Here is an 11,887-nt window from a genome sequence, read left to right as displayed (position 1 = left end):
TTAATGGCAATCACAACTGCAGGGCTTTCATTTGCACAAAATAAAATTAAATATCCTGAAACTAAAAAAGGAGAAACTGTCGATGTCTATTTTGATGCAAAAGTAAGCGATCCTTACCGCTGGCTTGAAGACGACAAATCTGCTGAAACCGGAGCTTGGGTAAAAGCTGAAAATGAAGTAACATATGGTTATTTAGATAAAATTCCGTTTCGTGAAGAACTAAAAAAGCGAATGGAAAAAACTTTGGAACTACGAAAAAATTGGAGCTCCATTTACAGAAGGAAAATTCACTTATTTTTCTAAAAATAATGGTTTACAAAATCAATCTGTTATTTATAGAAAAGGAAAAGATGGCAAGGATGAAATATTCTTAGATCCGAATACTTTTTCTAAAGATGGAACAACTTCTCTTGGCGGGTTGAATTTTTCTAAAGACGGAAATAAAGCGGCTTATTCTATTTCAGAAGGCGGAAGCGACTGGAGAAAAGTAATCATTATTGATGCCGTTTCTAAAAAAGTATTGGAAGATACTTTGGTGGACATAAAATTCAGCGGTGTTTCATGGCTCGGAAATGAAGGTTTTTATTATTCTAGTTACGACAAACCAAAAGGAAGCGAATTATCTGCAAAAACAGATCAGCACAAATTGTATTTTCACAAACTTGGAACCTCTCAAAAAGAAGATAAAGTAATTTTTGGAGCAGATCAAAAAAGAAGATATGTTGGTGGTTATGTTACAGAAGACAATCATTATTTAATCATTACAGTCTGCTAATTCTACTTACGGAAACGAATTGTATATCAAAGATCTGACTAAACCAAACAGTCCGATTGTTACGATTGTAGATAATTTCAATAGTTCTAATTCAATTATTGAAAATGAAGGAAGTAAATTATTTATAGAAACGGACTTGAATGCGCCTAATGTACGTGTGGTTTCTGTAGATGCAAGTAATCCAAAAGTAGAAAACTGGAAAGATTTTATTAAAGAAACAGAAAATGTTTTAGCACCTTCAACTGGAGCGGGATACTTTTTTGCCAATTATACAAAAGATGCCGTTTCATTTGTACTGCAATATGATTACAGCGGAAAGTTAGTTCGTGAAATCAAACTTCCTGCTGTGGGAAGTGCTGGAGGATTTGGAGGTAAAAAAGAAGAAAAAATCTTGTACTACAGTTTTACAAATTATACAACTCCTGGAAGTATTTATTCTTTTGAACCAAAATCTGGCAAATCTGAAGTATATCAAAAACCAAAAGTTGATTTCAAAAGTGAAGATTACGAATCTAAACAAGTTTTTTACACATCAAAAGACGGTACAAAAGTTCCAATGATTATTACGTATAAAAAAGGGACAAAATTAGACGGTAAAAATCCAACTATTCTTTACGGTTACGGCGGATTCAATATTAGTTTAACTCCAAGTTTCAGTATTGCAAATGCAGTTTGGATGGAAAACGGAGGAGTTTATGCAGTGGCTAATTTAAGAGGCGGCGGTGAGTACGGAAAAAAATGGCATGATGCAGGAACGAAATTGCAAAAACAAAATGTGTTTGATGATTTTATTGCTTCGCGACAGAATATTTAATTGCTCAAAAATATACTTCTTCAGATTATTTAGCTATTCGCGGAGGATCTAACGGAGGTTTATTAGTTGGTGCAACAATGACGCAGCGTCCTGATTTAATGAAAGTTGCTTTGCCAGCTGTTGGAGTTATGGATATGCTTCGTTACAATGCTTTTACAGCAGGTGCAGGATGGGCTTTTGATTACGGAACTGCTCAAGATAATAAAGAAATGTTTGAATATTTAAAAGGATATTCTCCTGTTCATAACGTTAAAAAAGGAACGCACTATCCAGCTACAATGGTAACTACTGGAGATCATGATGATCGTGTAGTTCCAGCACACAGTTTTAAATTTGCTTCTGAATTACAAGAGAAACAAACAGGAGACAATCCAGTATTAATTAGAATTGATGTTAAGGCGGGACACGGCGCAGGAAAATCTGTTGCTTGCTACTATTCAAGAGAATGTAGATATCCAGGCTTTCACACTTTACAATATGGGTTTTAAAACTTTACCTAAAAAATAAAACTTTCAAACTCAATTTTTATTAGCCACGAATTCACGAATTATTTTTTGTGAATATCGTGGCTTTATTATTTTTTTTCACGCAGATTCTGCAGATTTAGGCAGATTTAATCTAAAAAATCTGCATTCATCTGCTCAAATCATTTTAAATCTGCGTGAAATAAATTCATGAATTCGCGACTAACTTTTTTAAATAAACCATTTACACTAAATTTGAGAAACTAAAAAACCAAACGATGAAAATTATAAAATGGGGAATTATAGGCTGTGGTAATGTAACCGAAGTAAAAAGCGGACCCGCTTTTCAGAAAGCACCAAATTCTGCTTTAGTTGCTGTTATGCGAAGAGATGTTGCCCTTGCAGAAGATTATGCCAAACGCCATAACGTACCAAAATGGTATTCGAATGCTTGCAGATTTAATCAATGATCCAGAAGTTGATGCGGTTTATATTGCTACTCCTCCATCTTCTCATAAAGAATATACGATTTTATGCGCCAAAGCAGGAAAACCTGTTTATGTTGAGAAACCAATGGCATTGACTTTTGAAGAATGTAACGAAATGATCAGCGTCTGTAAAGAACATAATGTCCCTTTGTTTGTTGCTTATTACAGAAGGGCTTTACCACGTTTTTTAAAAATAAAAGAAATAATTGACCAAGGAAAATTAGGAACAATAAGACATGTAAACTGTGTTTTATATCATCCTTTTGAATCTCGTTACGATGATGAAATCAATTTGCCTTGGACAGTACTGCCTCACATTTCAGGCGGCGGAATTTTTGTTGACTTAGCTTGCCACACTCTAGATTTTCTGGATTTTGTTTTAGGTCCGATAAAATCTGTTCGTGGTCATGCCACTTCCCAATTACAAGCTTATCCTGCTGAAGATGCGGTTTCGATGTCCTTTTTATTTGAAAATGGAATCCACGGATCTGGTTTATGGAATTTCGCCAGTTTTGAACGTTATGATAATACAGATATTGTGGGTGATAAAGGTAAAATCTCTTTTTCCACTTTCGGAAATGATCCCATTCATATTCAATATGCAGATGGCGAAAAAGAAAGTATTACTATAGAAAATCCATTGCACATTCAGCGACCGTTTGTGGAAACAGTAATGGCGGAGCTTTTAGGTAAAGAGGGCGCTTCTGCTTCTAAAGGAACTTCTGGAGCAAGAACTACTTGGGTTATTGATGAAGTTTTAAAGGAGTTTAGGGGGGCTTCAAAATAATATTATTTGACAACAAGCTTAAAAAAAAGAGGATATTCTTAACGAATATCCTCTTTTTTTAAACTATAAATTCTTTAGAACTATAGGCTATATCTTAAACCTAATGTCAAACCTAAACCTGAAATTCCAACATAAGAACTAATATCATCCGTAGCTCTTGTGTTATCAAATCCTGCGGCATTGGTTACTTTACTGTTTGATGTAGTATTGATTTGATCAACATATTTTGTATGGCTTGCTGAATACGAAGCATCTGGACGGAAACCAGTTGGCGTATTTAATCTATCAACTCCGTTTTCAGTATATATCTCAGTTTCTTTAGATTTACCATGAACAGTAAAGTTACGGTATTCTAATTCTCCAAAAACAGCAATGTGTGACCCTAATTTGTAAGATGTTCCTAGTGCGGCTAAAAATCCAACGGTTGGATTAGGTTTTACTACGTCTTTAGCATAACTATTGGTAGCTCCTGCAGGTGTTGTATAAGTTCTATTTGTTTCGATTGTTAAATCTCCATGAACAGGAACAATAACTCCTACTTTCGTGTAAGGTTCAAAACCGTGAGATTCACCTAAAAATAATACAAGAGCTGGTGCAACATCAAAAGCCCTAATTTTTCCAACAGCGCTACCAGTAGCAAATACAGGACCTGCGGCTACTAATCTATTAGTAGTTTGAACCATAGTTTTACTAGCACTACTGAAATAGTTAAATCCTACTTCTACACCCAAACGAGTTGTAAAACGATATCCTGCAGTTAAACCTGTACGAAATCCTTCTCCAAATGAGCCATGATTTGTTTCTCTCGAAATTAAAGTTGTACCATCTGCGGCATAAACATCTGTATTAGGTAATGCACCGTTTACAATTGGAAATTCAGTAGCGACAGTTTGAATAAAATAAGATCCACCCAATTTAAAGTACCAGCTTTCTGGCTTATCTGCTTTTTCTGTTTGCGCCATTGTGGCCATAGAGCAAACTAATAGTCCTAATAAAAATAGGTTCTTTTTCATAATTCTTATTTAATTAATTTATACAAATTTAGAATATTTTAACATATTCTTACAATCTGTGAAGTTAGACTTGGAACGAAATCGTTGTAATTTTGGGCAATATTACTAAAAATCTATTATGCATGCATATTTTTAACATTAAAATTTTACATACTCTTAAATTTTAACTGTTAAATTTTTAGTTCAATTTAAAATTAATCTGCATTTTTTCTAATTCCTGCAATAATTCGGTTGAAATCCTCACTTTTAAGCGACGGCTCGGCATGCTTAATTTGGTAACTACCTTTATTTCTTCAACCTCATTTACCTCTTGTACTTTTGTACTTTCTAGTACTGCATCTTCATTCTCATTTTCATCTTCAAAAACAGCGTCATCGACTTCAAAATCGGTTGGTGTTTCTACCTCAACCAAGCGTTTTATATTTTCTAATTCCATGATTTCAAAAGTCACAGAATTATCTCCTTTATATTCGTTAAATAAATGACTAAGCTTATGAATAAATTCTGCCTGAAGATCTTTAATATTCAATAACAAAATTAGTTTTTTAGCGAAAGCTTCTAAAATATCCTGCAGTTGTCGTATCTCTACAAACTGCATTCTCGGATCAGATTTTTTACCTGTATCATGATTTACCCATCCATCTTTAATTAAGATTTTCAGGAATGCAAAATTATTTTGAATCAAGAAATGGCGGAATTTAAGGTATTCTTCACCAAAAATCTTAAACTCAAAACTTTCATCATATCCTTCCAGATTAAATACTGCCCAGCCTTTTCCGTTTTTGGCTACACGATGCTGTACGTTATTAATAATTCCAGCGAAGTTTAGATTTTTACCTACATATTCATTCATACTTTTTAATGATTCCAATCGGGCATTACAGAAGTATTTCATCTCAAATCTAAAATCATCAAGAGGATGTCCAGAAATATAAATCCCGACAACTTCTTTTTCTTTCGCTAGTTTTTCCATTGTACTCCAGTCTTCACATGCAGGAATAATTGGCTCTGCAATCTGCACTTCACTTGCTTCTCCAAACAAGCTTACTTGAGATGAATTTTCATTTTCCTGAAACTTTGATCCATACCGAATTGCTTTTTCATAAAATGTAATTCCATCGCCATCATCATGAAAATATTGTGCTCTGGTCGTTCCTTCAAATGAATCAAAACCACCAGCAAGTACTAAGTTTTCAATCGCTTTTTTATTGGTCGCACGCAAATCAATTCGTTGCGCCAAATCAAAAATCGATTTATATCTTCCGTCTTTTCTATTTTCTACAATAGTTTCTACGGCTCCAGAACCAACTCCTTTAATCGCTCCCATTCCGAAACGAACGGCATAATCGTCGTTTACCGTAAATTTATAGTACGATTCGTTTACATCTGGTCCCAAAACTTGCAATCCCATACGTTTACATTCTTCCATGAAAAATGATACCTGTTTAATATCATTCATATTATTCGAAAGAACCATCGCCATATATTCGGCAGGATAATGTGCTTTAAGATACGCTGTTTGATAAGCAATCCAGGCATAACAAGTAGAGTGCGATTTGTTGAAGGCATAACTCGCAAAGGCCTCCCAGTCTTTCCAGATTTTCTCCAGTACTTTTGCATCGTGACCTTTTGCCGAAGCCTGTTCCACAAACTTAGGCTTCATTTTATCTAGTACATCTTTTTGCTTCTTACCCATCGCTTTACGCAAAACGTCGGCCTCACCCTTTGTAAATCCTGCCAAAGACTGAGACAAAAGCATTACCTGCTCTTGGTAAACTGTAATTCCGTAGGTTTCCGATAAATATTCCGCACAGGCATCTAAATCGTATTTGATTTCTTCGTCGCCATTTTTTTCTTCGAACGAAAGAAGGAATATACTCCAAAGGTCCTGGACGATAAAGTGCATTCATGGCAATTAAATCTCCAAAAACCGTCGGTTTCAGATCTTTCATGTATTTCTGCATTCCAGGCGACTCATATTGGAAGATTCCAACGGTTTCACCTCTTTGGAAAAGCGCATACGTTTCTTCATCATCAATTGGAAAAGTATCTGGATCCAAATCAATATTGGTTCTGTATTTTACCAGTTTTACGGTATCTTTTATCAGCGTAAGGGTCTTCAGACCCAAGAAGTCCATTTTAAGCAGTCCGGCACTTTCTGCAACCGAGTTGTCAAACTGCGTTACATATAAATCAGAGTCTTTTGCGGTAGTTACAGGAACATAATTCGTAATATCCGACGGCGTAATGATAACCCCGCAGGCGTGAATTCCGGTGTTACGCATTGATCCCTCAAGGATCTTTGCCTGCTGAATGGTTTCTCCTGCCAAATCATCTTCATTGGCAATCGCGATTAATTCTTTTACATTTTCAAATTCGTCAGAACGAAGGGCTTTTTTGACCTCTTCTTCACTCTCCGAAATAAAACGCGCCAGATTCCATTTTGACGGCATCATTCCTGGAATCAACTTTGCAATTCTATCTGCTTCAAATAATGGTAAATCCAGTACACGCGCCGTATCACGAATCGCCGATTTGGTTGCCATTTTACCATAAGTGATGATCTGTGCCACCTGTTTTTGACCGTATTTATTGATTACATAATCCATTACACGACCACGACCCTCATCATCAAAGTCGATATCAATATCGGGCATGGATACACGGTCAGGATTTAGGAAACGCTCAAAAAGCAAATCATATTTAATCGGGTCAATATTGGTAATTCCAAGGCAATACGCAACGGCAGAACCTGCTCGCAGATCCACGACCAGGACCTACCGATACATCCATTTTTCTTGCCTCGGCAATGAAATCCTGTACAATCAAAAAGTAACCGGGATATCCAGAGTTTGAAATCGTTAACAATTCAAAATCCAAACGTTCCTGAATCGATTCTGTAATTTCACCGTATCGTCTTTCTGCTCCTCTCATTGTAAGGTCTCGCAAATAAGCATTTTCACCGCGAACACCGTTGTCTTTTTCATCTTCAGGATTAACAAACTCTTGCGGAATGTCAAATTTAGGAAGCAATACATCACGATAAAGCGAATATCCTTCCACTTTATCAATAACTTCCTGAATGTTGATAATGGCTTCTGGAAGATCAGCAAAGAGTTTTTTCATCTCTTCTTCCGACTTAAAATAATATTCCTGATTTGGAAGTCCGTAACGATAACCGCGCCCGCGTCCAATAGGCGTTGCCTGCTTTTCACCGTCTTTTACACAAAGTAAAATATCGTGCGCATTGGCATCTTCTTTCTTTAAATAATACGTATTATTTGTGGCAATTAATTTGACACTATGTTTTTGTGAAAACTCAATCAGGGTTTTGTTTACACGATTTTCATCTTCCTGATTGTGGCGCATTACTTCTAAATAGAAATCTTCACCAAATTGTTCTTTCCACCAAATCAAAGCTTCTTCGGCTTGGTTTTCACCAATGTTCAGGATTTTACTCGGAATCTCTCCGTATAAATTCCCAGACAAAACCATGATATCTCCTTTGTATTTTTCGACAATATTTTTGTCAATCCTCGGAACATAATAAAATCCTTCGGTGTAAGCAATCGAAGCCATTTTAGCCAGATTATGATAACCTGCTTTGTTTTTAGCCATTAAAACAACCTGATATCCGTTGTCTTTTTTGCTTTTATCCAAATGGTTTTCACAAATATTAAATTCGTGACCTACAATAGGTTTTACTTCAGTTTCTGTTGGTTCTTCTCCAGCTTCAACCAAAGCTTTATTTTTTCCAGATCTCGCTTTATTGTGATTCATAACGGCACTCACAAAGTGAAAAGCCCCCATCATGTTTCCAGTATCGGTCATTGCTACGGCCGGCATTCCGTTTTTATACTGCTGCTGCGACAATATTTCCAATTCCAATAGTAGATTGCAGAACCGAAAACTGCGTATGATTGTGTAAATGTGCAAATTTCTGTCGCTTTAAAATCTGCTTTATCAGATTCTGAAACTACAGTCTGCTGATCATCTGATTGTAAAGCTTTAAGCTGTTCTCTGATTTTATCAGAAGTCGCTTTTAAATTGATATGTTTTAATCCGATTAATGGAAATTCCTGCGGATTTCTATCTTGAAATTCTTTAAAATATTCCTTCGGAACGTCTAGTTCTTCTTTTGTAAAAACTTCTCTTCTAACCAATTCTAAGAAACAACGCGTAGTTGCCTCAACGTCGGCAGTTGCGTTGTGCGCTTCCGCGAAAGGTTTATCGAAAAGATAGCTATGTAATTCGGTTAGCGTTGGAAGTTTAAATCTTCCTCCACGACCTCCAGGAAGTTGCAATAATGAAGCCGTAACTTCGGTACAAGTATCTAAAACCGGCATTGAACTCATTTGAGACTCCACTCCCATTCTATGAAACTCAGCTCCCATAATATTAACGTCGAATCCTAAATTCTGACCAACGATAAATTTGGTTTTGCTTAAAACTATGTTGAATTTCTCCAGAACTTCAGCCAGCGAAATTCCATCGGCTTCGGCCAATTCAGTTGAGATTCCGTGAATACGTTCGGCATCATACGGAATATTAAATCCGTCTGGTTTTACCAAATAATCCTGATGCTCGATAAGCTGTCCCATTTCGTCATGGAGTCGCCATGCGATCTGAATACAGCGAGGCCAGTTATCAGAATCAGTTATTGGGGCATCCCAGCGTTTTGGTAATCCGGTTGTTTCGGTATCGAATATTAAATACATAGAGTTAAATAACAAAAATTAAAGCTCCAAATTCCAATTTTTTCAATGTAAACATTTGATTAAATGGAGGATAAAAAAATGTTTTATAGAAAATGGAGGAGGTTCAAATTTACGCTTTTTTTGGAGATAGAAAATGGATAATTTCTTAAAAAGACATTCTTATTTATTAATCAGATTTTCTCTTAAAATTCATAAAAATTCATAAAAATACACCTCTTGGATGTCGTAGTATTTGGACCTTTTATTGAATCTAAATAATGTCTAAAAAACTCTTTTAAAAGCTTTCAAAAATCAAAAAAGCAATCTTTTTACAAAGAATCGAAAACTAATAATTATTACTATTTTCACCCAATTTGTTACATTTTTTCCAATCAAACCTTGTATTTTATAGTGATTTTACGATAAATTTGCAAACTATTAAAACAAAAAACAATCAAGGAAAATTAAAGCCGAAAAAGAAAAACTAAATCAGTTTCTTTATCATTTTTCTGTCAAAATTGCAGATGCAAAAGCCTATTGGCATTTTGTATTTTAGTTTGGGTATCGTATATAATGAAATATTGAAATTGACGCTTTTCTATCTTTTTTTACTTTTGTTTTGCTATTATAATGAACAGGAAAGTTGCTGTGGTTATAGAAATACAATTAAAAAAATAAAAAATGAGTAAGACATTATTTGACAAAGTATGGGATTCACATGTAGTGCGTAAAATTGAAGATGGACCAGATGTGTTTTTTATTGACCGTCATTTCATTCACGAAGTTACGAGTCCTGTTGCTTTTTTAGGATTAAAATCAAGAAACGTTTCGGTATTATATCCAGAACGTACTTTTGCAACTGCAGATCACAATACACCAACCATAAACCAACATTTACCAGTTCAGGACCCTTTGTCAGCAAATCAGCTTCAAGCTCTTGAAGACAATGCTAATGAATATGGAATTTCTCACTGGGGATTAGGTCACATTAAAAATGGAATTGTACACGTAGTTGGTCCTGAAAACGGAATTACTTTGCCAGGTGCTACTATTGTTTGTGGAGATTCTCATACGTCTACTCACGGTGCTTTTGGAGCTATTGCTTTTGGTATCGGAACTTCTGAGGTTGAGATGGTGCTTTCTACTCAATGTATTATGCGACCTAAACCAAAGAAAATGCGTATTAACGTAAACGGTCAATTAAGCAAAGGTGTTGGTCCAAAAGACGTTGCACTTTATATTATTGCTCAATTAACTACTTCTGGAGGTACAGGTTATTTTGTTGAATACGCCGGAGATGTTTTTGAAAACATGACTATGGAAGGACGTATGACAGTTTGTAATTTAAGTATCGAAATGGGTGCTCGCGGCGGAATGATCGCTCCTGACCAAACTACTTTCGATTTCCTTGAAGGAAGATTATATGCTCCTAAAGGCGAAGCTTGGACTAAAGCTGTTGAATATTGGAAAACACTTAAAACTGATGCTGATGCTGTGTTTGATGCTGAATTAAACATTAAAGCGTCAGACATTGAACCAATGATTACTTACGGTACTAACCCAGGAATGGGAATTGGTATTTCAAAACATATTCCAAACGCCAACCAAGTTGAAGGCGGTGAGGAAACTTACAAAAAATCCCTTGCTTACATGGGCTTCCATGAAGATGACGTGATGATTGGAAAACCAATTGATTATGTTTTCTTAGGAAGTTGTACAAACGGACGTATTGAAGATTTTAGGGCTTTCGCCGAAATTGTAAAAGGAAGAAAAAAAGCCGATAATGTTACCGCTTGGTTAGTTCCGGGTTCTCACGTTGTTGAAGCGCAGATTAAAGAAGAAGGTATTTTAGATATTTTAACTGAAGCTGGTTTTGTATTACGTCAGCCGGGTTGTTCTGCTTGTTTAGCAATGAACGATGATAAAGTTCCTGCCGGAAAATATGCGGTAAGTACTTCAAACAGAAACTTTGAAGGTCGTCAAGGTCCTGGTTCAAGAACACTATTAGCAAGTCCGATTATGGGCTAGCTGCATTGCTGTTACAGGAAAACTAACAGACCCGAGGGAATTATTTTAATTCCCGCTGTAAGCTTTAAGCAATAGGCTTTAAGCTTTTAACAGCATCTTAAAAAAGGCTCACAGCTTATAGCTTAAAGCCCAAAGCAATTAAAAATAAACACTGTGGGAAAAGCCTAAAGCTTACAGCCTACAGCCTAAAGCAAAAAAAATGGCATACGATAAATTTAATATACTTACCAGCAGTGCAGTGCCACTGCCAATTGAGAACGTAGATACAGATCAAATTATTCCAGCTCGTTTCTTAAAAGCTACAAAACGTGAAGGTTTTGGAGATAATCTTTTTAGAGACTGGAGATACAACGGAGACGATTCTCCAAAAGCTGATTTCGTTTTAAACGATTCAACTTACAGCGGAAAAATCTTGGTAGGAGGTAAAAACTTCGGTTCAGGATCTTCTAGAGAACACGTCGCGTGGGCAGTTTACGATTATGGTTTTAGAGCGGTAGTTTCTAGTTTCTTCGCAGATATCTTCAAAGGAAACTGTTTAAATATTGGTGTTCTTCCAGTTCAGGTTAGCCCAGAATTCGCTGATACTATTTTTAAAGCAATCGAAGCTGATCCTAAAACAGAATTAGAAATCAACTTGCCAAACCAAACGATTACTTTATTGGCAACTGGTCAGTCTGAATCTTTTGCTATTAACGGATACAAAAAGAACAACATGATCAATGGTTTTGATGACATTGATTATCTACAAAATATTAAAGAAGATATTAAGGCTTTCGCCGATAAACTTCCTTACTAAAAAATCAGGTTCAGTCTATGAGACC

6 protein-coding genes and 3 pseudogenes are annotated in these 11,887 nt (G+C 35.8%); 7 read left to right on the top strand and 2 right to left on the bottom strand.

From position 1 onward, the window contains the following. The first annotated feature begins 3 nt into the window (after positions 1 to 3). The 5 genes and pseudogenes from ACZZ95_RS07095 to ACZZ95_RS07075 all read left to right on the top strand — a co-directional run bounded on the left by ACZZ95_RS07095 (position 4) and on the right by ACZZ95_RS07075 (position 3,328). Positions 4 to 775 (top strand): annotated as a pseudogene (locus tag ACZZ95_RS07095) (prolyl oligopeptidase family protein). Between the two features lie 19 nt (positions 776 to 794). Continuing rightward, positions 795 to 1,589 (top strand): prolyl oligopeptidase family serine peptidase, encoded by a 795-nt coding sequence (locus ACZZ95_RS07090; protein WP_463468527.1) that lies wholly within the window; start codon positions 795 to 797, stop codon positions 1,587 to 1,589. After that, positions 1,589 to 2,077 carry a prolyl oligopeptidase family serine peptidase gene (locus tag ACZZ95_RS07085; protein WP_463471636.1) on the top strand — a complete coding sequence of 163 codons (489 nt, stop codon included), beginning with the start codon at positions 1,589 to 1,591 and terminating at the stop codon, positions 2,075 to 2,077. The genes ACZZ95_RS07090 and ACZZ95_RS07085 overlap by 1 nt, the downstream gene beginning before the upstream one ends. A gap of 254 nt (positions 2,078 to 2,331) precedes the next feature. Further along, on the top strand, positions 2,332 to 2,523 hold the full coding sequence (locus ACZZ95_RS07080; RefSeq protein WP_463468526.1) for a Gfo/Idh/MocA family oxidoreductase: 192 nt from the start codon (positions 2,332 to 2,334) through the stop codon (positions 2,521 to 2,523). After that, entirely contained in the window at positions 2,501 to 3,328 is an 828-nt protein-coding gene (locus ACZZ95_RS07075) for a Gfo/Idh/MocA family protein (RefSeq protein WP_463468525.1), read from the top strand. Before ACZZ95_RS07080 ends, ACZZ95_RS07075 begins: the two co-directional genes overlap by 23 nt. A gap of 80 nt (positions 3,329 to 3,408) precedes the next feature. On the opposite strand, the gene ACZZ95_RS07070 is transcribed toward ACZZ95_RS07075, so the two are convergent. Beyond that, complete coding sequence (locus ACZZ95_RS07070; protein ID WP_463468524.1) at positions 3,409 to 4,341, bottom strand: outer membrane beta-barrel protein; 933 nt, start codon at positions 4,339 to 4,341, stop codon at positions 3,409 to 3,411. A 178-nt stretch (positions 4,342 to 4,519) separates the two neighbouring features. Further along, positions 4,520 to 9,059: pseudogene (gene dnaE / locus ACZZ95_RS07065) on the bottom strand (DNA polymerase III subunit alpha). A gap of 660 nt (positions 9,060 to 9,719) precedes the next feature. Here dnaE and leuC point away from each other — a divergent pair. Both leuC and leuD read left to right on the top strand, forming a co-directional pair. After that, positions 9,720 to 11,115, top strand: a pseudogene (gene leuC / locus ACZZ95_RS07060) (3-isopropylmalate dehydratase large subunit). A gap of 150 nt (positions 11,116 to 11,265) precedes the next feature. Beyond that, on the top strand, positions 11,266 to 11,862 hold the full coding sequence (leuD, locus tag ACZZ95_RS07055) for a 3-isopropylmalate dehydratase small subunit (RefSeq protein WP_463468523.1): 597 nt from the start codon (positions 11,266 to 11,268) through the stop codon (positions 11,860 to 11,862). The last annotated feature ends 25 nt before the right edge of the window (positions 11,863 to 11,887 follow it).

This window comes from Flavobacterium sp. AC267 (genome assembly GCF_979258715.1).
Note: the sequence above shows the minus strand (reverse complement) of the source record. Positions and strands in the feature narration are given on the sequence as shown.

Excerpts from the sequence above, each read along its gene's own strand:
- ACZZ95_RS07080 (WP_463468526.1), top strand. The coding sequence starts at position 2,332 with ATGAAAATTATAAAATGGGGAATTATAGGCTGTGGTAATGTAACCGAA.
- ACZZ95_RS07075 (WP_463468525.1), top strand. The coding sequence starts at position 2,501 with ATGCTTGCAGATTTAATCAATGATCCAGAAGTTGATGCGGTTTATATT.
- ACZZ95_RS07070 (WP_463468524.1), bottom strand. The coding sequence starts at position 4,341 with ATGAAAAAGAACCTATTTTTATTAGGACTATTAGTTTGCTCTATGGCC.
- leuD (WP_463468523.1), top strand. The coding sequence starts at position 11,266 with ATGGCATACGATAAATTTAATATACTTACCAGCAGTGCAGTGCCACTG.